Consider the following 26,679-nt stretch of genomic DNA (forward strand, 5'->3'; position numbering starts at 1 on the left):
GCGCGGCGGGATGAATCGGTGGTGAGCGGAAGCCTGTGGCGGGTGCGTGCAAGCCGGCGCCATGGCTTCCCCCTCCCCACCCTCCCCGGCCACCACGCGTCGTCCCCAACCGCCCAAGACCTGCGAAAATACCCGGATGTCCAACGCCCCCACCACCGCGTTGCTCGCGGTCAACCTAGGCACGCCCGACACCCCTACCGCGCCGGCGGTGCGCCGTTACCTGGCCGAGTTCCTCGGTGACCGGCGCGTGGTGTCCATTCCCCCCCTGCTGTGGAAGCCGCTGCTGCATGGCCTGATCCTGCCGCTGCGCGGGGGCCGTTCGGCGCACAAGTACGCGCAGGTATGGCTGCCGGAAGGCTCGCCGCTGGCCGTGCATACCCGCCGTTTGGCGCAGGGCATCCAGCAGCTGCTGCCGGACTGGCGCGTGCGCGATGCGATGCGCTACGGCAACCCGGCGCTGCGCCCGGCACTGGATGCGCTGGCCGCCGAAGGCGCGCGCCGCATCGTTGTGCTGCCGCTGTACCCGCAGTACTCCACCACCACCACCGCCTCGGTCGAGGACGTGGTGCTGCAGTGGCAGCAGCGTCACCCGAAGGTGAAGGTGCAGCTGGTCCGCGACTACGCCGAAGACCCGCAATGGGTCGCCGCCGTGGCCGCGTCCATCACCGCCTACTGGCAGCAGCACGGCCGCGCCGAAAAGCTGGTGTTCTCCTTCCACGGCATCCCGCAGCGCCTGGCCGACGCCGGCGACCCCTACCCGCAGCGCTGCGAAGCCAGCGCCCGTGCCATCGCCGCCGCGCTGGGCCTGTCCGACGAGGCCTGGACGCTGGCCTACCAGTCACGCTTCGGCCGCGAACGCTGGCTGCAGCCGTATGCCGAGCCCACCCTGTGGGCCATGGCCGAGCGCGGCGTCCGCCAGATCGACGTGGTCTGCCCGGGCTTCGCCACCGACTGCCTGGAAACGCTGGAGGAAGTCGCGCTCGGCTTCACCGCCACCCTGGCCGAACGCGGCGCGACCATGCGCTACATCCCCTGCCTCAACGACAGCGCCGCCCATGCCCGTGCCCTGGCGGCACTGGCCACGGCGCAGACGGCATGAGTGCCACCGCGTTCGAACTGCGGGTCGACGGGCAACGCCTGGCCGGCCTGCGCAGCGGCACCCCGGGCGGGCTGAAGGTGCTGGCCCTGCATGGCTGGCTCGACAACGCCGCCAGCTTCCTGCCCCTGGCCGCCCACCTGCCGACGCTGGACCTGGTGATGATCGACCTGCCCGGCCACGGCTTCAGCGAGCACCTGCCGCTGACCACGCCGTACACCACGCCGCAGGCCATCGTGCACACCCTGGCCATCGCCGATGCGTTGGGCTGGGACCGTTGCGTGCTGCTCGGCCACTCGATGGGCGCGGCGATCGCCAGCCTGGTCGCGGCGGTGGCCGGTGAGCGCGTGCAGGCGCTGGTATCGATCGAGGCACTGGGCGGGTTGGCCGCGCCGGCCACCGAGACCGTGCAGCGCCTGCGCACCTTCGTCACCGCCGCGTCCAGGCTCGATGACAAGCAGCTGCGCGTGTTCCCCGACCTGGCCACGCCGGTGCGGGCCCGGATGATGGTCAACCAGCTCAGCGAGACCTCGGCGCGGCTGCTGGTCGAGCGCGGGGTCAAGCCGGTCGATGGCGGCTGGAGCTGGCGCAGCGACCCGCGCCTGATGCTGCCCACCGCCGTGCGCATGACCGAGGACCAGGTGCGGGACGTGGTCAGCGCCATCGGCTGCCCGGTGCAGGTGATCTATGCCACGCCGGCGCAGGACTACTTCCCCGAACCGCAGCGCAGCCAGCGCGCCGCGCTGTTGCCCGACGGCCGCCTGCACACCCTGCCCGGCCACCACCACGTGCACATGGACCAGCCGGCCGCGGTGGCGGCGATCATCGAGCGCTTCATCGCCGGTTTGCCCGACGCCAGCTGAATCCCGGCACCGCAATACGGCCTTGGTCTGGTTCAGAGGCCCGCGGCGCCGCCGCTAACGGGGTTACGACCGTTACAGGGAATGAAGTAACGCAGGCCCGCGATGGGCCCTGCGCGTCCGATCGCAGCATGCTTTCCCGCCTTTCCCGCCGCGGCCCCCTGTTCCCGGGCCGGATCCTCCCGCACCGCTGCCGGCCACGCCGGCGGCGCGCCTGCGCGTGCGGGCCGGCAACGGCCGCTGTGATCGTCCTTCCCGTCGTCCTTCCCCCGATTGCCTGACCCGGAGTTGCCATGCATCCACGTCCCCACCCCGTCGCCCAGCCCCCCGATCCGTCCGCACTGCAGCTGGCCTGGGCAGGCCAGCGCGGCACGCTGTTGGCGGCGCTGGTCCTGTGCGTGGCCACCGTCGCGATCGCGGCATGGTCGCGGCAATGGCTGCTGCTGGTGCTCTGCCTGTGCGGGTTGCCGCTGCTGACGGTCACGTTGCTGCGCCCGCTGCGGGCCCTGGGCGATACACCAGCCAGCCTGCGCGCGCAGCTGGATGCGGTTGCCGGCGACGGCACCGGCACTGGCACCACGCGCACGCTGGCCGCCAGCGTGGCGGCGCTGCAGGCACGCGTGCAGCAGCGCTGGCAGCAGGAGCAGGCCATGCACCAGGAGAACGCGCAGATCCGCGCGTCGCTGGACACCTCGCGCACCGGCATGATGATCGCCGACAACGACCACATCATCCGCTACGTGAACCGCTCGGTCGTGGCGCTGCTGCGCAACCAGCAGGACACCCTGCGCAAGGCCTTCCCGGATTTCGACGTGGACACGCTGATAGGCAGCAGCATCCACCGCTTCCACGCCAACCCGGCGCGCATCCGCGGCATCCTCGACCAGCTGCGGCAGCCCCACAACGGCCGCATCCAGATCGGCGGCGTGCACTTCAGCCAGGTGGTGACGCCGGTGTTCAACGCCGACGGTAGCCGCAGCGGCTTCGCGGTGGAGTGGCACGACCGTACCCAGGAGCTGCAGCTGGAGAACAGCGTGGCCGGCATCGTCGCCGCGGCCAACGCCGGCGACCTGGGCAAGCGCCTGCAGCCGGTGGCCGAGGCCGGCTTCATCCAGACCCTGACGCTGGGCATCAACCAACTGCTCGACACGCTGGCCGGCACCACCGGCCAGGTCCGCGCGATGCTGGCCGCCCTGGCCGACGGCGACCTGGACCACCGCATCACCGGCGAGCATGCCGGTGACTTCGAGGCGATGAAGAACGATGCCAACCTGACCGCCGAGCGGCTGGCGGTGATCATCGACCAGATCAAGCACTGCTCGCAGGCCATCACCGTCGCCGCCGGCGAGATCGCCAGCGGCAACGACGACCTGTCCCGGCGCACCGAGCAACAGGCGGCCAGCCTGGAGGAAACCGCCGCCTCGATGGAGGAGCTGACCTCGACCGTGCGCGAGAACGCCGAATCCGCCCGCGATGCCAACCGGCTGGCGATCGGCGCAGCCGGCGTGGCCGAACGCGGCGGCCAGGTGGTCGGCCAGGTGGTCAGCACCATGCAGGCCATCGAGCAGGCTTCGCATCGGATCGCCGAGATCATCTCGGTGATCGACGGCATTGCCTTCCAGACCAACATCCTGGCGCTGAACGCCGCGGTGGAAGCGGCGCGTGCCGGCGACCAGGGCCGTGGTTTCGCCGTGGTCGCTTCGGAGGTGCGCTCGCTGGCACAGCGCTCGGCCACCGCCGCGCGCGAGATCAAGGGCCTGATCGAGGATTCGATGGGCAAGGTGGACGACGGCGCCCGCCTGGTCACCCAGGCCGGCAGCACGATGGACGAGATCGTCACCGCGGTGAAGGAGGTCACCGACCTGATGGCGCGCATCGCCGCCGCATCGCAGGAGCAGAGCGTGGGCATCGAGCAGGTCAACCACACCGTGACCCAGATGGACGAGACCACCCAGCAGAATGCGGCGCTGGTGGAGGAAGCCAGCGCGGCGGCGCGTTCGATGGAGCAGCAGGCCGAGGCATTGGCCGGCGCGGTGTCGGTGTTCCGTTATGCGGGTGCCGGCGAGGTGCGCGGGCGGTCCCCGCAGCGGCGTATTGCCTGACCCACGCGCCGGTACGAAGCGTGGGAGCCGGGAGGGCGTACGGGCTCCCGGGGTTTATCGGGAAAGCCCCCAAAGCACCCCTCCCCAACCCTCCCCTGCTGCGCACGGGAGGGGGTAGAAGCAGCATGGCTGCCATCTGTCACATCGCGTGGACCGCCCCTCCCTTGCGCAGCAGGGGAGGGTTGGGGAGGGGTAAGCCCTTCGCCCCTACGCCCGTACCTGCAACAACTGGTGCAGCGTGCCCTTCAAGCGCCGCCCTTCCAGCCGCAGGTAATCGCGCTCCTGCTCCCAGTGCGGGAAACGCGCCTGGACCTCGGCCCAGAACGCCGGCGAGTGGTTGGCCTGCAGCAGGTGGCAGAGCTCGTGCACCAGCACGTACTCGAAGGCCGAGGGCCGGCCCAGCACCAGCGCCAGGTCCAGCGCCATCGAACCGTCCGGCGCCAGCGAGCCCCATTGCGAGGACATCACCTTCAGCCGCAGCCGTGCCGGCGCGCGCGCCAGCCCCGGCAGGTACTTCGGCAGCCACTGGCCGACGTCGGCGCGGGTCTGGGCTTCGTAGAACTCGCGCAATGCACGACGCAAGGCCGCTTCCCCGGCACGCGCGGACAGCTGGATATGCGCCCCGGCCTCGTCCACTTCGATGCGGCTGAAGCGCCCCTCTTCCCAATGCACCGGCAGCAATGCACCGCGCAGCGGCAGCACGCCGGGCTCGCGCAGCAACAGCGGCGGCGCCAGCAGGCCATCGTCGCTGAAACGCGCCAACTGCTGCTGCAGCCATTGCCGGTTGGCCTGCAGGAAACGCTCGCCGGAGACCAGGCTCGCGCGCGTGGGCAAGGTCAAGCGCGCGCCACGTTCATCCACGCTGAGCTTGAGCCGGCGCGCACGCGGGTCGCGCACGCGCAGCACCTCGATCTCGGCCGCGTCATCCAGGCGCAGGCGCACCGTGTCGCGCTGGATACCCGGCGCGGTGGGGGCGATCAGACGGCGAAGCAGGCTGGCCATGGCGACAGCATAGACCCGGCCGGGTTACCGCGCCGGGACGGCGCCGGTTCCGGTTCAGCTGTCGGCCTTGCTCAGCTTGAACGCCTTTTCCAGCAGCAGGAACAGGCGGCGGATTTCACCGCTCTGCAGCGCGAAGCGCGCATCCAGCTCGGCACGGCGGCCGTCCTCGTCGATGTGCTCGAGCTGGTCCAGCGCACCGTCCAGGAACTTGAGCTTGCGCACGATCAGGTCGTCGCCGAGCACGAAGGACAGGTTGTCCTCGAACACCAGCGCCAGCTTGGTGACCTGCTTGCCGGCGTCCAGGTGCTTGTCGATCTCGTCGCAGCGCAGTTCCTGGTGCTGGCACTTGACCACCGCGCCCCCCTCCACCGGGTCCTTCATCTCGCACTCTTCGCCCAGGCTCAGGCCCTCGGGCAGCGGCTCGCCGGCGATCCACGCGGTCAGGATCGAACGCGGCGCCACTTCGGCGTTCAGCGGCATCGCCGGGAAGCTGCCGAGCATGCCGCGGATGTCGCTCATCACGTTCTCGCCGGTCTTGCGGCTGGAGCTGTCCACCGCGACGTAGCCGTGCTCCAGGTCCAGGAAGGCATCGGTGCGCGAGCTCTTGACGAAGGCACGCGGCAGCAGCTCGTGCAGCAGGTCGTCCTTCATGCGCTTGCGCTCGCGGCCACCGGGCTTGCGGCCTTCCTTCTCCTCGATTTCCTCCAGCTTGCGGGCCAGCAGGTCGTTGACCACCACGCTCGGCAGGATCTTCTCCTCGCCGCCGACGGTCAGCCACAGCGCGTCGCCGATGCGGTGCGAGAACACGTTCTTCTCGTCGCGGCCGAACGGCGAGATGAAGCCGCGCGAGGTCATTTCCAGCGCGCCGACCGGCTTGAGCACCACGTGCGGCAACAGCGTGTCGACTTCGGAGAAATCAATGGAAGTGGGGAAGCGGAACAGCGTCAGGTTCTTGAAAAACATGAATTGGAAGCCAGAAAAGGAAAGAGGGAAAACGGGAATGCAACAGACGGCGGCGGGGCCGGACCAGGCCCGACCTGCGGGGCATCAGGGGATCAGGGGTCCGCGGGCTCCGTACCCTGCTCGCCGCCGGAAAGCCACGCATGCGCGTCCGGCAGCGGGGCTTCGTCGCGGCGCCCCAGCGCCATGAAGTCGAACAGCCGCGGGTCGGCCAGCTGCGAGGGCCGGACATCGCCCAGCGCGCGCGAAATCTGCTCGATGCGGCCGGGGTGGTCCTTCTCCCATTGTTTCATCATCAGCCCGACCTGCTTGCGCTGCAGGTTCTCCTGGCTGCCGCACAGGTTGCACGGGATGATCGGGAACTGCCGTGCCACGGCGTAGTCGATGATGTCGCTTTCGCGCACGTAGGCCAGCGGCCGGATCACCACGTGCTTGCCATCATCGCTGAGCAGCTTGGGCGGCATGCCGGCGGCCTTGGCATGGTGGAACAGGTTCATGAAGAACGTGGCCACGATGTCGTCGCGGTGGTGGCCCAGCGCGATCTTGGTGAAGCCGTTCGCCTCGGCGTAGTTGTACAGCGCGCCACGACGCATGCGCGAGCACAGCGAACACATGGTCTTGCCTTCCGGGATCACCCGGCTGACCACCGAATAGGTGTCCTGCTCGATGATGTGGTGCGCCACGCCGAGGCCGGCCAGGTACTCCGGCAGCACGTGCTCGGGAAAGCCCGGCTGCTTCTGGTCCAGGTTCACCGCGACCAGCTCGAACGGCACCGGCGCCTTCTTCTGCAGCTGCAGCAGGATGTCCAGCAGGGTGTAGCTGTCCTTGCCACCGGACAGGCAGACCATCACCTTGTCGCCGGCCTCGATCATGCCGAAATCGGCGATGGCCTGGCCCACCTGGCGGCGCAGGCGCTTGGCCAGCTTGTGGTGTTCACGTTCGGCCAGGCGCGGATCGCGGGCACGCGGGGCGGGATCGGGCAGGGGGATGACGGCACTCATTGCCGGCATTCTACCGGCTCGGCGGCGCCCCTCCTCACCGGACGCGGCAACCGGTTATGCTCAGCCCCCGTGGAGACCATGACGCCCGCCGAGATCAGCCAGCGCATCGCCGTACTGCGGAGTGAACACCGCGGCCTGGACGATCGCATCACCCGCCTTGCCGCCAACCCGGACGACGAGCTGGAGGCCAAACGGCTGAAGCGGCGCAAGCTGCAGCTCAAGGACTGCATCACCAAGCTGGAAAGCATGCTGATCCCGGACGAGCCGGCGTAGGCCTGCCCCCCGTCACTCCGCGCCACCCAAGCATATGCATCACCTGCGATGATGTCGGCGCTCCCGCACGGCCCGCGTCAATCGGCGACCGGCACTCCAGGGTGCTCCGGCAGCTGTCCTTTCCAGGCATCGCGCTCGTCCACGCGGATCTCGCAGGTCAGGCCGTCTTCGCTGCACTGCAGGCCCAGCGCGTGCCCGGCCCAGTCGGCGACCGCGCCACTGCGCACGCTGGCGATGTCCGCCTGCAGGCGCTCGACGCCGGCGATGGACAGCACGTAATGGCGCTGTTCGCCCTCGCCGGCCACGCACAACCGCAACGGCGCACCGGTGAAGCGGCCGGGCAGTTCATCCTCAGCGCAGCGCCCCGCCTGCGTTGCCGCCTGCAGCGCAGGCGACAATGGCAACAGCGCCGCGAAAAGCGGCACACCCACGTACGCGTGGATGCACCGGCGGCTCATTTGCCGACCGGGGCTTCCGGCTTCACCGCTTCCGGGCTGACCCGTTCGATGGTGTGGCGCAACTCGCGGCCGAGGATGAACTTGGCGTCCTTGGCCCAGGCGTCCAGGCGCTCGTCGAACAGCAGCTTGCTGTTCTCGTCCGGCCACACCAGGCGCAGTTCGCGCATCTTCTGGATGAAGCCACGGAACAGCGACTTGTCGAAGAACTCCGGCGCGGCCGGTGCGTACAACAGGCTCAGGCGCTGCGCGGCCTGCTGGCACAGGCTCTCCAGCTCGGCGGCGCCAAGCGTGCCGGGGCCGTTCTTCACCAGCACCGCGATGGCGATGTAGTAACGCTCGAACGCCTGTTGCAGCGAATGGCCGATCGCACGCAGGCGGAACACCTCGTCGGTCTGGCCGGTGCTGCGCGCCAGCATGCCGCCGTCGTCCTCGCCCACGTGCTGCAGCAGGCCCTCGCGCACGAACACGCTGATGGTCTGGTCGATGCGCGCGGCGAACTCGTCCTCGCTCCACGGCAGGAACAGCTCGGCCTGCAGGAACGGATACAGCCCGCGGCCCAACCGCAGCAGGCCGCCACGGCTCATGCGGCGGTTGTTCTGGAAGCAGCAGGCCACCCACGAGGAGGCGGTGAACAGGTGCAGCACGTTGTTGCGGAAGTAGCTCAGCAGCACCGCGGTGTCGCCGCTCACGCTGAGCACGTCGCCCAGCGGGTGCTTGATGCGGGTGAGGACGTTGATTTCCTCGGCGTGGGCGATGATGCGCTCGGGCGAGTGCGGGGTGACCGTGACGCGGTCGGAGTACGGCATCTCGACCAGCAGCTTCTTGCTCAGCTCGATCTGCGCGATCAGGTCGGCCTCGCCCATCGCGTGCTTGGGCGTGGACAGCAGCGCCAGCGCCAGCAGGTTGATCGGGTTGACGTCGGCGGCGCCGTTGATGCGCACCTGGATCTGCTCGGCCAGGGTATCGACCGCGCTGGACAGCCAGCTCGGCTTCTCGTCCTCGCCGACCGGCTGGCCGTTCCAGTCCGGTGCCTTCTGCGCCAGCACGTCGTTCAGCGCGATCGGCTCGCCGAAGTTCACCACCACCTGGCCGAAGTTCTGCTTGAGCACCTTGGGGATGCCCCACAGCAGCGCCCAGATCGATTCCTTCTCCTTCGGCCGGCCGGACAGCTCGTCCAGGTAGCTGCCGCCCTCCATCAGCTTTTCATAGCCGATGTAAATGGGCTGGAACAGCACCGGCTTGCGCGGCTGGCGCAGGAAGGCACGCAGCGTCATCGAGATCATGCCGCCCTTGGGCTGCAGCAGGCGGCCGGTACGCGAGCGCCCGCCCTCGACGAAGTACTCGATCGAATAGCCGCCGGCCACCAGCTGGGCGACGTATTCGCTGAGCACGGCCGAGTACAGCGCGTTGCCCTTGATCGAGCGGCGGATGAAGAACGCGCCACCCTTGCGCAGCAACGTGCCGACCACCGGCAGGTTGAGGTTGATGCCGGCCACGATGTGCGGCGGCACGATGCCGCGGTCGTACAGCAGGTAGCTCAGCAGCAGGTAGTCCATGTGGCTGCGGTGGCTGGGCACATAGACGATCTCGTGCCCGGGCGCGGCTTCCTTGAACTTGTCCAGGTGGTGCACCAGCACGCCGGCGTAGATGCGGTTCCAGACGTGGCTGAGCATGAAGCTGGCCGAACGCACCACCGGGGTGGAGTAGTCGGCGGCGATCTCCCAGGCGTAGCCCTGTGCCTTCTTCCAGGCGTCGGTGGTCTTGGAGTTGTCGCGCTTGGCCTGGGCGGCGATGGCTTCGCGCACCGGGTCGGCGGCCAGCACCTTGTCCACCAGCAGCCGGCGGGTGGACAGGTCCGGGCCGATGATCGATTCACGGATGCGGCGAAAGTGCGTGCGCAGCACGCGCTGCAGCTTGCGCACGGTGCGCTCGGGCTCCAGCCCTTCGTCCACGGTTTCGCGCAGCGACACCGGCGGGGCGAAGCGGACGATGGTGTCGCGGCCGTTCAGCAGCACCGCCAGCAGGCGGCGGAAGCGGCCGACCAGCGCCCAGTTTTCCGAGAACAGCACCGCGAACCAGCCGCTCTGCTTGTCCGGCGCGCGGCCGACGAAGATCGACACCGGCACCAGGTGCACGTCCAGCGCCGGGTTGGCGCGGTGCGCCTGCAGCAGCTTGGCCAGCGAATCGGAGTGGGTCTTGGCACCGCGCTGCTCGGGGATCAGCGCGTTGTTGCTGGAACGCCGCGACAGCGCCACATAGGCACGCTTGCGGCCGAGCAGGTCACCGGCCAGCGGCACCAGCGGCGAAGGCAGGCCGGCGTCGCGGCAGGCCTTGTCCAGGATCAGCGCGTTGGACAGGCCGTAGTCCTCCAGCACGTAGACCACCGGGCGGCCGTCGTCGTACTCGCCGGCCTGTTCGGGCTCGATCTTCAGGCCCAGCCAGGGCTCGACCAGCTTGCCCAGCAGGCGCGCCCAGAGCGGACGACGGCCGGCGGGCCGGGCGGGCACGGCACGGCTGGGGGTGCCCGGCACGATGGCGGCAGGCGGGGCGGGCGGCGCCGCGTGGGCATCGTCCGGCGGAAGCAGGTCGCCCTGTTCGGGTTGGGATTTCTGTTTCGACATCTGGACCATTATGGCTTAGCCGCCGTTTTGGCGGTGTCTGGCCGATCGCTGCCCGGCGCCGTGGCCGGGTCCGTTGCGGTCGCGGCGGCCTGTGCGGCTTCCACCCGGGCCTGTTCGGCGGCCTGGGCCGCGGCGATCACCTGGTCGGCTTCGGCCACGGTACGGGCCAGGTACCAATGCCCGTCGCGGCGCACCAACGCGACCTGCAGGTCCACGTCCTTGCCGGCCAGCGGGTACTGCACGCGGACCAGCGCGTTGTCGCCGTCCTGCGAGACCAGGCCGGTGCGCATCTGCGCCACGCTTTCGTCCAGGGCCAGCCCGTAGCTGGCCAGCACCTGCTTGAGCGCCGCCGCGAACGGCACCAGCCGCTGCAGGCTGCCGCTCATGCCGGCGTCCTGGAAGGCCTGTGCGCTGCCCAGCCCGGTGGCGCGCGCAGCGGTGGTCAGCGTGCCGATGTTGGTCCGCGCCAGTTTGGCATCGGACAGCGGTGCCGATTGCGCCCAGCCGCTGAGCACGTTGACCAGCTGCACGTAGTGATCCCGCTCGGCCGGGGTGTAGTCGCCCTGGTGGGTGATGTACTGCACCCCGAACAGGCCCAGTGAATGCGCGGCCTGGCGGACGCTGGCGGCCTGGCCCTCGAACTGCGCGCGGAAGGCGCGCTGCAGCTTCTGCTCGGCACCGGGTTCGGACAGCGCCCCGAGCAGGTCGGGCAGCTTCTCGTCCAGCGGCAGGTCGGTCAGTGGCCAACGGCTGTGCCCCTGCGCCCAGGCGGTTTCCAGCGCGGCGTATTGGGCCGGGGTAACCGAGGCCCTGGCGTAGCCGGGCAGGTCGTTGTCATGCAGGTACTGGGCGAGCTGGCGCACGGTGGCCGCCGGCTCGGTGGCCGCACCGGGCAGCGGCGCGCTGTCGCGCTTGCAGGCAGCCCCCAGCAGCGCCACCGCGCAGACGGACAGGAACGCGAGCTGCTGGCAGGTACGTAAAGAACGGCGTTGCATGGCGTCGTTGGTCCTCTCCCCCGTGAGCGGGCTGATCTTGAAGCCTGCCCGGTGACAGCGGCAAGCACGACCGTCACGGCTGGGCGGATGGGGCGGGAGCGGAGGCGGGGTGCCGCTGATGGCAGAAGCCTCCCCTCCCCGGCTCTCCCCGTGCCTTCGGCAAAGGCAGGGGCGGAGCGGCGCCCTTGCACGGTGCATCGCCGCTGGAAAACGCACATAAAAAAAGAGGCCGCCCCGTTGCCGGTGGCGAACCTCCTCAAGCCGGCGTGAGCCGGTAGACATGTTTGACACATCGACCGGCAGGGCCGGACGACGCGTAGCCTACGCGCCCACTTCAGTTAAAGCAATACTTTATTAATCATTAAATAAGTTATTGATTTATTTGAATACATCTGCGATTTCGCGCTGCATCGCCAAGGCCGCGGCACGCGGATCGGCGGCCAGCCGGATGGGGCGGCCGACCACGATGGCATCGGCGCCGTCGGCAAAGGCCTGGGCCACGCCCACGGTGCGCTGCTGGTCATCGCCCACCGGGCCACCGGGACGGATGCCCGGGCAGACGATGGAGAAACCGGCGCCGGTGGCCGCGCGGATCGGCGCAGCTTCCTGGCCGGAGGCGATCACCCCGTCGATGCCGGCGCGCTGGGCGGCCAGCGCGCGCTCGACCACCACGTCCACCGGCTCGCGGTCGATGCCCATCTGGGCCAGGTCCGGGCGCCCCATCGAGGTCAGCACGGTCACCGCCAGCAGGCGCATGTCCGAACGGTTGGCGGCCGCGGCGGCGGCCATCATCTCCGGGTGCCAGCCATGGATGGTGCAGTAGCTGACCGGCCATTGCGACAGGCGGCCGATGACACCGGCGATGGTGGCCGGGATGTCGAAGAACTTCAGGTCGACGAACACGCGCTTGTCGCGCGCGGCCAGTGCATCAAGCACGTCGAAATACTCGCCCGAGGCCAGCAGTTCCATGCCGATCTTGTAGAAGGACACCGCATCACCCAGCCGCTCCACCCACTCCAGCGCCTGCACCTTGCCCGGTACGTCCAGCGCGAAGATCAGCCGTTCATCGGTGCGCAGCGGCAGCGGGGCACGGCTCATCGGGCCACCTCCAGCGCGGCGCGCTTGGCGGCGTTGCGCTGCTCGGCCGGCAGCGACCAGGCGTTGTTGAACGCGGCGCTTTCCCAGCCGCCGTAGGTCGGGTTGGGCAGGATCCACCAGCGCGAGCCGATCCAGCCCTGGTACTTGTCCAGCAGCGCGTCGCGCGCGGCCAGGGTGTTGTCCTGGACCTGCAGGAAATCGGTGAACTGGTCGCCGACCTGCATCAGCACCCGGTACTGCTGCGCCACCAGCAGGCGCCGGCAACCCTTCTCGCTGCCCACCTGGCGGCAGCCTGGCACCTCGGTGCCCAGGCCCAGGTAGACGCTGTCATCGGCCACCGGGAAGCCCACCTTGCGCAGGTTGGCCAGGGTGGCGTCCTTCATCGCCGAGGTGCGGTTGCTGATGTAGATCATGGTCACGCCCTTGGACGCGGCCAACTGTGCGAACCGCACCGCGCCCGGCACCGGCTCGGCCTTCTGCTCGTCGACCCAGGCCGCCCAGCCAGCGTCGCTGTAGCTGCCTTCGTCGTGCACCAGGCGCGCCTGGAACGGCGAGTTGTCCAGCACGGTCTCGTCCACGTCCACCACCACGGCCGGCTTCAGCCGGGCCGACTGGTGGGTGCCCCCTTCCTCCGGCAGCAGCGCGGTCCAGGTCGGGTCGGCCAGGGCGCGGTCCAGCTGTTCACCAGCCAGCTTCCACGTCTGCAAGGCGCTGGCGCGGTACTCCTGCGAGCGCTGCACCCACAACACGGCGTTGAGGTTGTCATTGGCCACCGGGGCCGGGACCACCGCGGCCGGGGCGACCGGCGCCGACGGGCGCTGCAGGCGATCAGGGGCGGTGCAGGCGGCCAGCGACAACGCGGTGCCGGCCAGCAGGACGAGGGCGGGGAATCGGGACATGAAAACTACCGGGATCAGCGAAAACCGGCCAAGTTTACCGGCTCCCCGGTTTGCCCGCCCCGGCGGCAGCCGCGCCGGACCGGGCCTGACCCCGGTTTTCCCGCCTCGGCTATCCTTGCGCCCCCGCGTGACCGGAACACCCACCATGACCGACGACAGCCCGCAGACCCCCAGCTTCCCGATCCTCGACCCCGTGCAGGCCCGCACCCTGGGCTGCCTGATCGAGAAGGAAGCCACCACCCCGGACGCCTACCCGCTGACCGTCAACGCCACCCAGGTGGCGGCCAACCAGAAGACCGCGCGCGAGCCGGTGATGAACCTGGACGCGGGCAAGGTGCAGCACGCGCTGCGCCAGCTCGAGGGACTGGGCCTGGCCCGCCAGCACTTCTCCTCGCGTGCCGAGCGCTACGAGCACCTGGCCGGCACCAAGCTGGACCTGCCGCGCCAGCAGGTTGCCCTGCTCGGCCTGTTGCTGCTGCGTGGCCCGCAGACCGTCGGTGAACTGAGCACCCGCAGCGAGCGCATGGCCCGGTTCGCCGACGCCACCGACCTGCGCCACCAGCTCGACCGCCTGCAACAGCGCGGCCTGGTCGTGCAGTTGCCGCGCGCCGGTGGCCAGCGCGAGGACCGCTTCATGCACCTGATGGGCGGCCCGCTGGACCTGGACGCCTTGGCCGAGACCTACAAGGCTGCACCGGCGGCGGTCAGCGACAGCGCGCTGGAAGCCCGCGTGCAGCAGCTGGAAGCCACCGTGGCCGAGCTGCAGGAGCAACTGGCCGAACTGAAGGCCGCCATCGGCGGCTGACCTGGCGCGCGCTTGCGCAGGAGCGGCTCTGGTCGCGAAACCGGTACGGTTGCAAGCCTGTGTGCTTCGCGGCCAAGGCCGCTCCTACAGCGAGGCCACCAGCAGCCCCAGCAGCGGCAGGCCGTTGAAGAACAGCGCGGTATAGCCCAACCAGGCGTTGGATTCGCGGCGCCAGCGCGAGACCAGGGCCAGCAGGCACCCGATCACGCAACCACCGATGCCGACGATCAACATGGCAGCCAGTTCCTCCAGCCCCCCATGGATCACCGCCACCGCGATGCTGCCGACCAGCAGGCTGACCAGCGGCATCAGCAGCGCGGCCAGGCCGAAACGATAGGACGGGTTGGCGGAGCGGGGGGCGGCTTCCATCGGCAGTGATCTCCCTGCAGGCATTGGCCACACGGTAAGGCATGGCCTCCGGGGTGACCACCGGCCCATGGCACCGGCCACGACCACTGGCAGGCTGGGCCACCAACCATCGGGAGTGGGCCATGCGAACGGGTGCGATGCGGGTAGTGCTGCTGGGCATGCTGTGGGTGACCGGCGCGGCATCGGCGGCGCCGGATGCGGCGACCCTGCAGGCCATCGAGGCCACCGCCTATGACTACATGGACGGCCAGCTGGAAGGCGACGTGGCGCGGGTAACGCGGGCGCTGCACCCGGACCTGGCCAAGCGCAACGTGGTGGCCAATCCCAACGAAACCCTCGGGCTGGGCCGGATGAGCTCGGACGAGCTGATCCGCTACACCCGCGAAGGCGCGTTGAAGACACCACGCGACCAATGCCAGCGCAGCATCACCGTGCTGGCGGTGGATGAGGACATCGCCACCGTGCGGCTGGAAAGCCCCTGGTTCATCGACCATCTGCAGCTGGGGCGGTTCGACGGGCGCTGGGTGATCGTCAACGCGCTGTGGCACCGCAAGAAGCGCGGCTGACGCGGTAGCGGCGACCGGCGCGCGGCTGATTTCGATGACTGGCAACTGAACAGAAAAGGAAAACCCCGCTATCGTATGCAGCTTCTGTTCGCTGCCTGCCGCACCCATGAACCCACCCGACGCCCTGCCAGACGCCCCGCACGCCCACGGTGCCTGCGAGAACTGCGACACCTCGCTGCAGGGGCACTATTGCCACACCTGCGGGCAATCCGCGCACAACCCGCTCAAGCACGTCGGGCATGCGATCGAGGAAGTGTTCGAGTCGTTCTGGCACCTGGACGGGCGCATCTTCCGCACCCTGCGCGACCTGCTGGTCCCGGGCCGGGTGGCGCTCAACTACCTCCGCGGCAAGCGGGTGGGTTACGTGCAGCCCCTGCGGCTGTTCGTGATCCTCACCCTGTTCACCTTCTTCGTCGGCAAGTTGACCCTGCATGCCGATGACTTTGGCGGGCACGTCAAGGGCACCACGCTGTTCGATACGGCGCAGACCGCCGAGGAGGTGGAGGCGCGACGCGATGCCGAGCTGACCCGGCTGGGCCAGCAGTTCAACGACGGTGCCACCGGTGGCCCTGCGCTGGGCATCGGCATCGGTGCGATCAACGCGGCCGCCGAGCAACGCCTGGCCGAACTGGCGAAGACTGCGCCGCAGGGCGCGGCGGGCAACGCCGTGCAACGTGCCACGGCGGTGGCCGGGCGCACCGCCCAGGGCAGGGGCGGCAGCTTCTTCAACCACCAGGTCGGTGGCAAGCCATGGGATCCGGAGACCAACCCGATCGTGATCGACAGTTGGCCGGGGTTCGCCAACAAGTGGCTCAACCATCGCCTGGACAACGCCAACGCCAACGTCGCGCGCATGGGCGGCAAGACCGACCTGTACGTGCAGGCCGTGCTCACCGCCCTGCCCGGCGCGCTGTTCTTCCTGATGCCGGTGTTCGCGCTGGTGCTGCGCGTGGCCTACCTGGGCCGCGGCATCGGCTACCTGGAGCACTTGGTGGTGGCGCTGTACAGCCATGCCTGGCTGATGCTGGTGTTGCTGGCCACCTTCCTGGTCGCCGGGCTGGGCAACGCGCTGGCCGGCCCGGTCGTCAACGCCACCACCGACGTGGTGTACGTGCTGTTGTGGCTGTCGGTGCCGGTGTACCTGATCTGGATGCAGCAGCGGGTGTACGGTGGCAACGTCGTGCTGACGCTGCTGCGTTACCTGTTCATCGGCGGCATCTACACCGTGCTGGTGTCGCTGGTGGTCACCTATGCGGTGCTGGCCGGCATCTCGTCCTGATCAATCGCCCCGCAACGCGGCCCGGCGCCGCCCGGCCGCATGGAAGCTCCATGCCAGGAAGCGGCTCTGCTTGTTGCCCTGGGCCATGCCGACCTCGCGCACCTCGACCGCGCCGGCCCTGGCCAGCTGCCGGTGCAGGTCGGCCAGGTGCTCGCGCTTGGCCACCAGCGAGCTGAACCACAGCACCTGCGCCTGCACATCGACGCTTTCGCGCACCATCCGGCGCAGGAACGAAGCCTCGCCGCCGGTGCACCACAACTCGTTGGCCTGGCCCCCGAAGTTCAGCGCCGGCGCCTTGCCACGGGGGCTGGCCGCCCCGCCCAGGTTGCGCACCTTGCGCTGGCTGCCCTGCGCGGCTTCCTTGGCCGAGGTGTGGAAGGGCGGGTTGCACAGGGTCAGGTGGAAGTGGTCGTCCGAACGCAGCACGCCCTCGAACAGCTGGCCACGCGCGTGCTGCTGGCGCAGTTCGATCACGCCCTGCAGGCCATTGGCGCGCACGTTGGCGCCGGCCGACTGCAGCGCGCCGGCATCGATGTCGCTGCCGACGAACGACCAACCGTATTCGGCCTGGCCCAGCAGCGGGTAGATGCAGTTCGCGCCCACCCCGACATCCAGCACGCGCAGCGCCGGACCGCGCGGGACGCTGCCACCGGCATCGGCAGCCAGCAGGTCGGCCAACCCGTGCAGGTAGTCCACGCGACCGGGCACCGGCGGGCACAGGTAACCCTCGGGGATATCCCAGTGCGCGATGCCGTAGTCGCTGGCCAACAGTGCGCGGTTGAGCTCACGCACCGCGACGGGGTTGCTGAAGTCGATGCTCTGGCTGCCGGCCGGCGTGTGGACCAGGTGGGGGCGCAATGCCGGGTTGGCGGCCACCAGCCGCGTCAGGTCATAACGGCCCTGGTGACGATTGCGCGGGTGCAGGGGGCTGGCGGGCGTCGACTTGGCAGCCGCCTGCCGCTGCGGCGGACGTTGGTGCGGGGGATTCATGCGCGTATTAGACGCCAGGAAGACAGCGATGCGTACCGCGGCCAGCGTGCCAGGCCGGCATCCTGCGTCAGCGGCCCTCGGCCGGCTGCACGCAATCCTGCTGCGCGCAGAAGGTGGCCGCACGCCGTTGCTGCTCCGGCGTCAGCTCCGGCGGGGGACGGGCAATGGCCGACTGGATCTGCGCCGGTGCATGGGTCAGCTTGTTGAAGCCCTGCGCCGCCTTGGCCAGGCCGTAGTAGATGCCCATCATCACGTAGCCGCCGCTCAGGCTGACCTCCTCCACCGTGGGCGGCTCGCTCCAGTTCTTGCTGAAGCGGTTGGGCTCGGCCTGCACGGGGTTCTTGAACCGGTACAGGTCCAGCGGCTGGTCGTCCTCGGGCTTGATCGCGCGGACCTCGCCCAGCGTGGTGACATTGCCACCGGCGGTGGCCGGCGGCGGCGATGGCAACGCCGTTCCATCCACGGGCGGCGGGCTGAGCGCCGGCGGGACCGCTTGCGGGGCCGCCTGCTGCGCCGATGCCACGCCGGCCAGCATCATGCCGACCACCACGGTTGCTCCCTGCCATCCACCTGTTGCCACCACAGCATCCTCATGCGCGTTACCGGTCATGCGCAGGATACGGATGCGAGCTTCAGAATTCGTTGCGACGGGCCAGCTGACACCGTCATCGATGCAGAAGGAGCGGCCCGCGGGACACCCGCAGACCGGCGGCCCACGCTCCCGGTGGATCTCCTGCCAGGGACGCCATTCACCCGGACACATCGCCATCGCCTCCCGCGCTGCGCCGTGCCAATCGCAAAAATCTGTGCTTAAAATCCGGCATTCCCTACCCACATCACCCGTAGATCACGATTTACGGATTGAGACTTATCGGTTGTAGCCACGGGGCTATCCGCCCTCTCCGGGCAGGGACCTGACAACGGATGTTCATTCGACAGTTCCAGGGAGGAACGATGGCCGGCATGGCGAAGGATCACGGGCAAGCAGGTCTGGCAGCGCACCCAGGGTGGCGGCCATGAGCTGGTATGTATGGGCCAAGCTTGCCTTCCTGGCGTGGGCGTTGATCAGCCTCATCATCTACGCGATACGGCGCGCCGATGACCGCAATGCGCTCGAAACCCTGCGCACGCAGCCGGTCCTGCGGACGCTGAGCGAGGAGGAACTGGCCGCGCTGGCACCCCTGCAGCAGGCACAAAAGCTCCACTTCAAGCCCGATGTCCGACGCATCCGCGGTCGGTATCGCCAGCATGGGCTTTCCGCCAACGGGAGCAGCACCACGCACGACACCATCGATGACGTGACGGTGCTGCTGCCCTATGACGCCGAGGCGTTCCTGGCCGAGGACAACGAGGCCGAAGTGGTGATCTCCGGCAATGTCGCCGTCGTGGTGAAGCTCAATGGCTTCGAGGTGGTGGACGGCTACTGTCGCGCGCTGCGGGCGACGCCTCCCACCGGGACAGAGACCACGCCGGAGGAAGCCCCCGTAGTCCTCACCACCACGGCGTCGGACGCGCCCGTCACGCCGGCAACGACCGTTGCGGCGGCGACGGAACCGGAATGGCTGGGACAACGGGATGAAACCACTGCCGAGGCGCAGCTGCGCCTTCCCCGGCAGTGGCGCTCGGCCACCGTGTGGTGCTGCGTGCTGGCGGTCTTCCTGTTGTGGCTGGCCACCTGTGCGTTCGGCAGGCCGGTCCAGCTGCTGTTCCTGGTCGCCGGCCTGGCCTGCATCACGGTGGCCATCGTGCGCGCGGTGCGCCGCACGCCACCGGTGGTGCCCGCGGTACGACGCATCGATCGCGCCAGGGGACGCCTGGCCGAATTCGCGATGAAGGCGGCCAACAATGCGTCCCTCACCCAGCGCCACACGTTCCTGGGCAGCAACCTGCAGGTCCAGTTGCCCAAGCATTGGCAGAAGAGCAACCGGGTGCCCTACGGCGAGGACATGCACATCGAGGTCGACCGCCTCAACGGCCGGGTCCTCGGGCTGGGCGAAGGCTGGTCGCTGGCCGAGGAACACCAGCGCTTTCCCGCGCCGCGCTGGGGCGTGCCGCTGCTGTTGACCCTGCTCGGGCTGTTCGGCCTGCTGCTGGCACTGCCGGACGAAGGATCCATGCGCAACATGCTCACCACCGGCATGGCGTCGATCATCCCCGGCACGGTGCGCGAGGATGCCACGCCGCAGGGGCTGCTGCAGGATCGCCCCTCCCCGGGTGATGTCCTGAAGGTCTCCGGGGAGGGCACCTGTGCCCTGGTGAGCGACCGCACCCCGGGGCAGGAGGACATCGCCATTGCCGATTGCAGCCAGGTGCTCTGGGGCGGCACCCCGGCGCGCATGCCGTTCCCGCAGGTCGAACCCGCACTGCTGGCGCTGTATGGCGGGGAGTATCTGCGGACCCGCCCCTCCAGCCGTCACGCCGCACTGGCGTCCATGCTGGGCGCGATGGACACGCTCTCGCTCAGCGCGCTGCGGGAAGTGTGGGAAGTCCGCGGCCTGGAGGATCTCGTCGCGCTGGTGGAAGACGCCTGCACCACCGACGCCCCGGCCTGCATCGACCTGAAGACCTCGCTGGTGCGGACACTGGACCTGCAGTTCAACGGACCGGACGGTGACACGGCCCTGGACGACTGGCCTTCGCTCGCCGCGCAGTTGCGCAAGCAGGCCGCCGAGATACCGGCAGCATTCAACAGCATCGAGATGAGCCCTGGTGACGTGGAGGCCATCCGCACCCTCACCCGGGACTTCGCCAGCACGCCGCTCAAGCAGGCGCTGGTCGGCCAGAGCACGCCACTGCTCGAACAGCAGCGCGGCGGGGTGATCCTCGCGCTGGACGACCCTGTCCTGCCCACCGAGCAGATCGACCAGCGCATCACCGAAGCCTACGCCGTGCAGGGCCGCGCGGTGCCCGACAACCTGCTCGTGCAATGGGCGCGGTCCGAGCAGTTGTCCCTCCAACCGAGCCCGTTCAGCCTGCAGGCACGGGTCATGGCGGCCTACCAGGACAATGGCAGCCTGCACTTGGACCTGATGGCGATGGACGCCGACGGCGCGAGCAGGGGCATGGCGGCCATCGCCGGCAGCCTGCTGCTGATGCTCAGCCTTGGCCTGCTCCTGGGCCAGGGCTACCTGCTGGTACAAGGCCTGCGGCAGGCCCTTGCCCGCCGCACCGCCCTGGCCCAGGACATCGCCAGGCGGCCCCCGCCCGGGCAACCCTGGCGCTTCTGACGCCACTCATCGGCGCGGCAACCTGAAGTCACGCCGTGCATCGCCAGGCCAACGCATGGCGGCGTCTCACAACATGAGACGCCGCTGTGCTTTGATGCCGTCCTTTGATCGGCAGTTGCGTGCATGGCGTTCTCCCTCGCTCCCCGCACCGAAGCCAGCGAACGGGCGCTGGCAACCACCGATGGCCTGCCCTCGCGTGATGGCTCGCTACTCGGCAAGCGGTTGGCCAAGCGCTACAGCGACCGGGTCACCGGCAGTTTCACGATCCCGGGCCGCGAAGGCAGTTACGCGCCGATCCCCGACGACGTGCCCGAGGCGCTGAAGGCCGCGCTCCGGGCGCGTGGCATCGAGCAGCTGTACTCGCACCAGGCCGAGGCCTGGGACGCCAGCCAGCGCGGCGAGCATGTCGCCATCGTCACCCCCACCGCGTCGGGCAAGTCGCTGTGCTACACGCTGCCGGTGGTGAGCGCGGCGATGCAGGGCAACGCCAAGGCGTTGTACCTGTTCCCGACCAAGGCGTTGGCGCAGGACCAGGTGGCCGAGCTGCTGGAGCTCAACCGCGCCGGCGACCTCGGCGTGAAGGCCTTCACCTTCGACGGCGATACCCCCGGTGACGCGCGCCAGGCGATCCGCCTGCATGGCGACATCGTGGTCAGCAACCCGGACATGCTGCACCAGGCGATCCTGCCGCATCACACCAAGTGGGCGCAGTTCTTCGAGAACCTGCGCTACGTGGTGATCGACGAGATCCACACCTATCGCGGCGTGTTCGGCAGCCACGTCACCAACGTGATCCGCCGGCTCAAGCGCATCTGCGCGTTCTACGGCGTGCAACCGCAGTTCATCCTGTGCTCGGCCACCATCGGCAACCCGCATGCGCATGCCGAGGCGTTGGTGGAGGAACAGGTGCATGCGATCACCGAGAGCGGCGCACCGGCCGGGCCCAAGCACGTGCTGCTGTGGAACCCGCCGGTGATCAACCCGGACCTGGGCCAGCGCGCCTCGGCGCGTTCGCAGGCCAACCGCATCGCCCGCATCGCGATCAAGAGCGGCCTGAAGACGCTGGTGTTCGCGCAGACGCGGTTGATGGTGGAAGTGCTGACCAAGTACCTGAAGGACATCTTCGACAACGACCCGCGCAAGCCGGCACGCATCCGTGCCTACCGTGGCGGCTACCTGCCCACCGAGCGCCGCGAGGTGGAGCGCGCGATGCGCGCTGGCGACATCGACGGCATCGTCAGCACCTCGGCGCTGGAGCTGGGCGTGGACATCGGCGCGCTGGACGTGGTGGTGCTCAACGGTTACCCCGGCAGCGTGGCGGCGACCTGGCAGCGCTTCGGCCGCGCCGGCCGTCGCCAGCAGGCGGCGCTGGGCGTGATGGTGGCCAGCAGCCAACCCCTGGACCAGTACGTGGTGCGGCACCCGGACTTCTTCGCCAACGCCACGCCCGAGCACGCGCGGATCGCGCCGGACCAACCGCTGATCCTGTTCGACCACATCCGCTGCGCGGCGTTCGAACTGCCGTTCCTGGCCGGCGAGCCGTTCGGGCCGATCGACCCGCTGGTGTTCCTGCAGGCGCTGGCCGAAACCGAGGTGATCCACCAGGAAGGCGACCGCTGGGAGTGGATCGCCGACAGCTACCCGGCCAACGCGGTGAGCCTGCGCGCGGTGGCCGACGGCAACTTCGTGGTGGTGGACCGCAGCGACGGCAAGCAGCAGATCATCGCCGAGGTGGACTACTCCGCCGCCGCGCTGACCCTGTACGAAGGCGCGATCCACATGGTGCAGAGCACGCCCTACCAGGTCGAGCGGCTGGACTGGGACGGGCGCAAGGCCTACGTCACCCGCACGCACGTGGACTACTACACCGACAGCATCGACTACACCAAGCTCAAGGTGCTGGACCGCTTCGACGGCAACGTGGCCGGGCGCGGTGACTCGCATCACGGTGAGGTGCACGTGGTGCGGCGCGTGGCCGGCTACAAGAAGATCCGCTACTACACGCACGAGAACATCGGCTACGGCCCGGTCAACCTGCCCGACCAGGAGCTGCACACCACCTCGGTGTGGTGGCAGTTGCCGCAGGCCACGCTGCTGCGCAGCTTCGCGCAGAAGCAGGACGCGCTCGATGGCTTCCTCGGCGCGGCCTATGCGCTGCACATCGTCGCCACCGTGGCGGTGATGGCCGATGCGCGCGACCTGCAGAAGGCGGTGGGCAACGGCGACGGCGCGTGGTTCGCGGTGGCCGACCAGACCGGTCGCGGCCAGCTGCGTGGCGTGGAAGGCGGCGAAGGCGGCGAAGGCGCGGTGGAGCTGATGCAGAGCTTCGTGCCGACCGTGTACCTGTACGACAACTTCCCCGGCGGCGTCGGCCTGAGCGAGCCGCTGTGGCTGCGCCAGGGCGAGCTGGTGCAGCGCGCGCTGGAACTGGTCGAGCGTTGCGACTGCACCGCCGGCTGCCCGGCCTGCGTGGGCCCGGTGCTGGCCGCGCAGGAAGAAGGCAACGGCGTCACCCCGCGCGCGCTGGCGTTGCGGGTGCTGTCACTGCTGTCGGCCGAACGCTGCGAGCAGGTGCAGCCGGTCATGGCCGATGAGGCCGACGAGGCACTCGACCTGCTGCCATGAGCATCAGCCTGGAGAAGCTGAAGGCGCTGCGCACGCAGGCCGGCCATGCCCCGCAAACTCCCGCGGCAGGAGCGCCCTTGGGCGCGAAGCCGGCGCCGGTGGAGGCCGCGGCCGCACCTGCGGTTGCAGCAAGCGCTTCGTCGGCTGCGGATGCATCTTCCCTTTCGCGGCCAGGGCCGCGCCCGCGACAGGCAGGCCAAGGCGGTTCGGTGTTCGACTGGGTCGATGCGATCCAGCACAAACCCACTGCGCCGCGCGCACAGGACGGTGATGCCCTGCGCCGGTTGCTGGCCTCGCGCAACCGCGCGATCACGCCCACCCCGCGCGCCGAGCCCAGCGGGCCGGTCGACCGCAGCCTGCCCGGCACCGAGGTCGCGCCCGGCCTGCACCTGATCGAAGCCTTCATTCCGCAGGCGATTCCCGCCCAGCCGTTGTCACTGGCCTTCAGCAAGCGGCCGGATGAAACGGTCGCCGCGCAGGACCTGTTGTTCTTCGATACCGAGACCACCGGCCTGGCCGGTGGCACCGGCACCCGCGCCTTCATGATCGGTGCCGCCGACTGGTACCGCGACGCGAGGTGCGGCGAAGGCCTGCGCGTGCGCCAGTTGTTGATGTCCACGATGGCGGCCGAAGGCGCGATGCTGGAGCGGTTCGCCAGCTGGTTGTCGCCGTCCACCGTGTTGTCCAGCTACAACGGCCGCAGCTACGACGCGCCGTTGTTGAAGACCCGCTACCGCCTGGCGCGGCGCGCGGACCCGATCTCGGCGCTTGACCACGTGGACCTGCTCTACCCGACGCGGCGTCGTTACCGCGGCACCTGGGAGAACTGCCGGCTGGCAACCATCGAACGCCAGCTGTTGCGCATCGCCCGCGAGGACGACCTGCCCGGTTCCGAGGCACCGGCGGCGTGGCTCAACTACCTGCGCGGCGGCAGCGCGCGCAACCTGCGTCGCGTCGGCGAGCACAACCACCAGGACGTGGTGACGCTGGCGCAGCTGTTCCTGCGGCTCGTGCAGGCCGAGGCCGACGAGCGCGCGGCGCTGGCGTTGACCGGGCAAGGCTGACCCGCAGGCAACGGCAGGCGGCGTTACCGCGTGCTGCCGTCCTGCCGGTGGACGGGATGGATGCCGCGCATGCGGCGGCGGCACGCCGCAATGGGCCGGCACCGCAGCGCGGGCCGGCCCATGCACCCTCAACCGTTGATCGGCCGCGCGATGCCGTTGCGGATGACCTGGTCGATCAGGCGCTCGACTTCCTGGCGGGCGCGCTGGCTCGCCGCAGCCTGCTGCCGGCCGAGTTCACTCTGCTGGCGGCCCAGCTCAGCTTGTTGGCGCGCCAGCGATCGCATCTCCTCGCGCATCGCCGGGTTGTCCATTTCCGCACGCGCCTTTTCCGCTTCGCGGCGCGCGTCTTCCATCGCCCGGCGCGCCGATGCGTCGTCCCGGCGCGCCAGTGCGAGCTCGGCCTGGCGCGCGGCGATCTCACCGATGCGCTCGCCGATTTCCCCCATGCGCTCGCCGATTTCACCCTGACGGTCACCCAACACGCCCTGGCGGTCACCCAGCTTGCCCTGTTCGTCGGCGATGCGCTGCGTCTCCTGGTGGATCTGCTGGAAGCGCGACAGCGTGTCGGCATCGTGCACCACGTAACGCTTGCCGTCGCGGCGCAGCAGGATCACGCCATTGCCATCGTTGAGCCGCTGCGCCTGGTGCAGGTCGGCGAGCGTGCCGTTCATGATGCTTTGGTTGCCTTTGACCAGCACGTAGCTGTTGCGGCCGCCGTCATCACTGAGGTGGATCACGCCTTGCGTGCCCAGCGATCGCGCCGGTGCAGCCGGCGCTGCAGGAGCGGCCGGTGGCTTGGCCGCGCGGGGTGCGGGCGGAGCGGGCGGTGCCGGGGGCACCGGCAGGTCATCCAGGTCACCGTTGGTACGGATCACGGTGTGCTCCACCGACGCGCCGGCTGCCGGTGCAGGCGGTACCGGCGGCGGCGGCGGTGCCAGCGGGGCTGCAGGCGGCGCCGGGGGTGCGGGCGGGCCCGGCATGGCGACCAGGCGCATCGGCATCACCCCCGCCAGCGCGACCGCGGCCAGGATGAGGCCCGCGCCGACGCGCGGGAACGAAGAGGTGTTCTGCAGCATGAGCAATCTCCGCTTGAGGCTGAGGAAGGTCGGCGAAGCACTGGCAAGGCCAGCACCGGGCCGGGGTGCGACGCCCAGCTGCAGCAGCAGGCGCCCGTAGTGCTGGCGGCAATGGCGGTCGCCGGCGACCACCGCTGCATCCACCGCGGCTTCGCGGGCGATGGCGTATTCGCGCGCGGCCAGATGCACCAGCGGGTGGAAGAAGAACAGGTGTTGGGCCAGGGCCGGCATCAAGCCCAGCCACAGGTCGTGGCGCTGCAGGTGCACCAGCTCATGGGTCAACGCCATGTCCAGGTCGTCGTCACGCATGCGCGGCAGGCCACGCGCCGGCAACAGCAGCACCGGCCGCCAGGGGCCGATCAACTGCGGCGAGTCGATGGCACTGCTGAGCATCAGCCGCGGTGCACGCGACAGGCCATGGGCCTCGGCGGCCAGCTTCAGGGCCGCGTTGAGCTTGTGGTCCTGGCACGGCTGGGCGTGGCGCAGCAGCGCGCGGCTGGCACGCCAGGCCACCCAGGTGCGCAGCGCCATCACCAGCACGCCGGCCAACCACACCGCCATCACCACCTGCAGCCAGGACCAGCCGCTCTCCAACGGCAGTGGCTGCATCACGATCACCGGTGCGGCGTTGGCCTGCGGCGGCGCGGCAGCGGCGGCCTGTTGCACCACGTTGACGGTGCTGTCCATCGCCGGCAGCACCGGCAGCTGCAGCGGTGCGCTCCAGACCAGGCCGACCACCGCCTGCAGCGCGACCAGCCACCACAGCGCGCATTGGGTGCTGGCCGGCAGGCGCCGCACGAAGCGGCACAACGCCCAGACCAGCGCGGTGAGCACGACGGTCTGCACGCTGGTGGCGAGCAGGCGGTTGCCCAGCAGTTCGAACAGGCTGTCCATGATCAATCCTCCCTGCGCTGCGACTGCAGCTTGCTGACCAGCGCTTCCAGTTCGGCCAGCTCGTTGTCGCTGACGGCGGCCTTTTCCGACATCCACGCCACGAACGGCGAGATCGACCCCTGCAGGGTCTTCTCCACGAAGCTGCCGACCGCGCTGTTGACCACGTCCTGCTGCTCGGCGGTGGTGTGGTAGCGGTACACGCCGTCCTGCTGGGCGCGCTGCAGGTACCCCTTGGTGCGCAGCCGCTCCATCATGGTCAGCACGGTCGAGCGGGCCAACCCGCGCGCCTCGCCGAACGCCGTGGCGACCTCACCGACACTGGTGGGTTCGTTCTCTCCGATGTACTGCAGCAGGGCCAGTTCCTGGTCCCCGATGGTCTTGCGGCGCATGGCCCGCTCCGGTGACTACACGTGTCGTCA

23 protein-coding genes are annotated in these 26,679 nt (G+C 69.5%); 10 read left to right on the forward strand and 13 right to left on the reverse strand.

All coding sequences use genetic code 11. The features are described from left to right. Positions 1–136: 136 nt before the first annotated feature. The 3 genes from hemH to ACIPR8_RS10490 all read left to right on the forward strand — a co-directional run bounded on the left by hemH (position 137) and on the right by ACIPR8_RS10490 (position 4,058). A complete protein-coding gene (gene hemH / locus ACIPR8_RS10480) occupies positions 137–1,099 on the forward strand; it encodes a ferrochelatase (protein WP_132863995.1) in 963 nt (320 codons plus the stop codon). After that, the gene (locus tag ACIPR8_RS10485) at positions 1,096–1,959 is read left to right on the forward strand and encodes an alpha/beta fold hydrolase (protein ID WP_446540980.1); all 864 of its coding nucleotides are present in this window, start codon (positions 1,096–1,098) and stop codon (positions 1,957–1,959) included. The genes hemH and ACIPR8_RS10485 overlap by 4 nt, the downstream gene beginning before the upstream one ends. A 290-nt stretch (positions 1,960–2,249) precedes the next feature. Beyond that, entirely contained in the window at positions 2,250–4,058 is a 1,809-nt protein-coding gene (locus tag ACIPR8_RS10490; protein WP_313255729.1) for a methyl-accepting chemotaxis protein, read from the forward strand. Between the two features lie 207 nt (positions 4,059–4,265). Here ACIPR8_RS10490 and ACIPR8_RS10495 read toward each other — a convergent pair whose 3' ends face one another. The 3 genes from ACIPR8_RS10495 to ttcA form a co-directional block, all read right to left on the reverse strand. Then, positions 4,266–5,060, reverse strand: a complete 795-nt coding sequence (locus tag ACIPR8_RS10495) for a YgjP family zinc-dependent metalloprotease (RefSeq protein ID WP_446540981.1) — start codon at positions 5,058–5,060, stop codon at positions 4,266–4,268. Positions 5,061–5,114: 54 nt separating this feature from the next. Beyond that, positions 5,115–6,023, reverse strand: coding sequence for a recombination-associated protein RdgC (locus tag ACIPR8_RS10500; protein ID WP_192287154.1), 909 nt, complete (start codon positions 6,021–6,023; stop codon positions 5,115–5,117). Between the two features lie 92 nt (positions 6,024–6,115). Continuing rightward, positions 6,116–7,021, reverse strand: a complete 906-nt coding sequence (gene ttcA, locus ACIPR8_RS10505) for a tRNA 2-thiocytidine(32) synthetase TtcA (RefSeq protein WP_446540982.1) — start codon at positions 7,019–7,021, stop codon at positions 6,116–6,118. Between the two features lie 69 nt (positions 7,022–7,090). Between ttcA and ACIPR8_RS10510 the strand changes: the two genes are divergently transcribed. Then, positions 7,091–7,294, forward strand: a complete 204-nt coding sequence (locus ACIPR8_RS10510; RefSeq protein ID WP_192287156.1) for a YdcH family protein — start codon at positions 7,091–7,093, stop codon at positions 7,292–7,294. Between the two features lie 77 nt (positions 7,295–7,371). Here the strand turns inward: ACIPR8_RS10510 and ACIPR8_RS10515 are convergent, their stop codons facing one another. From ACIPR8_RS10515 to ACIPR8_RS10535, 5 genes are all read right to left on the reverse strand, one after another. Further along, positions 7,372–7,725, reverse strand: coding sequence for a hypothetical protein (locus ACIPR8_RS10515; RefSeq protein WP_446540983.1), 354 nt, complete (start codon positions 7,723–7,725; stop codon positions 7,372–7,374). Positions 7,726–7,748: 23 nt separating this feature from the next. After that, positions 7,749–10,382 (reverse strand): glycerol-3-phosphate 1-O-acyltransferase PlsB, encoded by a 2,634-nt coding sequence (gene plsB, locus ACIPR8_RS10520; protein ID WP_446540984.1) that lies wholly within the window; start codon positions 10,380–10,382, stop codon positions 7,749–7,751. Next, positions 10,382–11,368 (reverse strand): hypothetical protein, encoded by a 987-nt coding sequence (locus ACIPR8_RS10525; protein WP_132864009.1) that lies wholly within the window; start codon positions 11,366–11,368, stop codon positions 10,382–10,384. The genes plsB and ACIPR8_RS10525 overlap by 1 nt, the downstream gene beginning before the upstream one ends. Before the next feature lie 378 nt (positions 11,369–11,746). Next, positions 11,747–12,466 carry an orotidine-5'-phosphate decarboxylase gene (gene pyrF / locus ACIPR8_RS10530; RefSeq protein WP_132864010.1) on the reverse strand — a complete coding sequence of 240 codons (720 nt, stop codon included), beginning with the start codon at positions 12,464–12,466 and terminating at the stop codon, positions 11,747–11,749. Then, positions 12,463–13,365 carry a 5'-nucleotidase, lipoprotein e(P4) family gene (locus ACIPR8_RS10535; RefSeq protein ID WP_446540985.1) on the reverse strand — a complete coding sequence of 301 codons (903 nt, stop codon included), beginning with the start codon at positions 13,363–13,365 and terminating at the stop codon, positions 12,463–12,465. Before ACIPR8_RS10535 ends, pyrF begins: the two co-directional genes overlap by 4 nt. Positions 13,366–13,510: 145 nt before the next feature. Between ACIPR8_RS10535 and ACIPR8_RS10540 the strand changes: the two genes are divergently transcribed. Beyond that, positions 13,511–14,170: a YceH family protein gene (locus tag ACIPR8_RS10540; RefSeq protein WP_132864013.1), complete on the forward strand. Its 660-nt coding sequence runs from the start codon at positions 13,511–13,513 to the stop codon at positions 14,168–14,170. Positions 14,171–14,254: 84 nt separating this feature from the next. On the opposite strand, the gene ACIPR8_RS10545 is transcribed toward ACIPR8_RS10540, so the two are convergent. Beyond that, positions 14,255–14,539 carry a hypothetical protein gene (locus ACIPR8_RS10545; RefSeq protein WP_446540986.1) on the reverse strand — a complete coding sequence of 95 codons (285 nt, stop codon included), beginning with the start codon at positions 14,537–14,539 and terminating at the stop codon, positions 14,255–14,257. A gap of 122 nt (positions 14,540–14,661) precedes the next feature. Between ACIPR8_RS10545 and ACIPR8_RS10550 the strand changes: the two genes are divergently transcribed. Together ACIPR8_RS10550 and ACIPR8_RS10555 are read left to right on the forward strand one after the other, a co-directional pair. Continuing rightward, the gene (locus ACIPR8_RS10550) at positions 14,662–15,105 is read left to right on the forward strand and encodes a nuclear transport factor 2 family protein (RefSeq protein WP_446540987.1); all 444 of its coding nucleotides are present in this window, start codon (positions 14,662–14,664) and stop codon (positions 15,103–15,105) included. A gap of 106 nt (positions 15,106–15,211) precedes the next feature. Beyond that, complete coding sequence (locus ACIPR8_RS10555) at positions 15,212–16,384, forward strand: DUF3667 domain-containing protein (protein ID WP_446540988.1); 1,173 nt, start codon at positions 15,212–15,214, stop codon at positions 16,382–16,384. On the opposite strand, the gene rlmF is transcribed toward ACIPR8_RS10555, so the two are convergent. Both rlmF and ACIPR8_RS10565 read right to left on the reverse strand, forming a co-directional pair. Beyond that, entirely contained in the window at positions 16,385–17,374 is a 990-nt protein-coding gene (gene rlmF, locus ACIPR8_RS10560) for a 23S rRNA (adenine(1618)-N(6))-methyltransferase RlmF (RefSeq protein WP_446540989.1), read from the reverse strand. A 67-nt stretch (positions 17,375–17,441) separates the two neighbouring features. Beyond that, positions 17,442–17,912 carry a hypothetical protein gene (locus ACIPR8_RS10565; protein WP_446541062.1) on the reverse strand — a complete coding sequence of 157 codons (471 nt, stop codon included), beginning with the start codon at positions 17,910–17,912 and terminating at the stop codon, positions 17,442–17,444. Between the two features lie 478 nt (positions 17,913–18,390). On the opposite strand from ACIPR8_RS10565, the gene ACIPR8_RS10570 reads away from it, so the two are divergent. The 3 genes from ACIPR8_RS10570 (at position 18,391) to ACIPR8_RS10580 (ending at position 24,290) form a co-directional block, all read left to right on the forward strand. Then, complete coding sequence (locus tag ACIPR8_RS10570) at positions 18,391–20,601, forward strand: IgaA/UmoB family intracellular growth attenuator (RefSeq protein ID WP_446540990.1); 2,211 nt, start codon at positions 18,391–18,393, stop codon at positions 20,599–20,601. Positions 20,602–20,724: 123 nt separating this feature from the next. Next, positions 20,725–23,226 (forward strand): DEAD/DEAH box helicase, encoded by a 2,502-nt coding sequence (locus ACIPR8_RS10575; RefSeq protein WP_446540991.1) that lies wholly within the window; start codon positions 20,725–20,727, stop codon positions 23,224–23,226. Beyond that, the gene (locus tag ACIPR8_RS10580; RefSeq protein ID WP_446540992.1) at positions 23,223–24,290 is read left to right on the forward strand and encodes a ribonuclease H-like domain-containing protein; all 1,068 of its coding nucleotides are present in this window, start codon (positions 23,223–23,225) and stop codon (positions 24,288–24,290) included. The genes ACIPR8_RS10575 and ACIPR8_RS10580 overlap by 4 nt, the downstream gene beginning before the upstream one ends. A 128-nt stretch (positions 24,291–24,418) precedes the next feature. On the opposite strand, the gene ACIPR8_RS10585 is transcribed toward ACIPR8_RS10580, so the two are convergent. Both ACIPR8_RS10585 and ACIPR8_RS10590 read right to left on the reverse strand, forming a co-directional pair. Further along, positions 24,419–26,260 (reverse strand): M56 family metallopeptidase, encoded by a 1,842-nt coding sequence (locus ACIPR8_RS10585; RefSeq protein WP_446540993.1) that lies wholly within the window; start codon positions 26,258–26,260, stop codon positions 24,419–24,421. Between the two features lie 2 nt (positions 26,261–26,262). Then, on the reverse strand, positions 26,263–26,649 hold the full coding sequence (locus tag ACIPR8_RS10590) for a BlaI/MecI/CopY family transcriptional regulator (RefSeq protein WP_132864026.1): 387 nt from the start codon (positions 26,647–26,649) through the stop codon (positions 26,263–26,265). Between the last annotated feature and the right edge of the window lie 30 nt (positions 26,650–26,679).

The sequence above is a fragment of the Stenotrophomonas sp. LARHCG68 genome, from assembly GCF_052871705.1.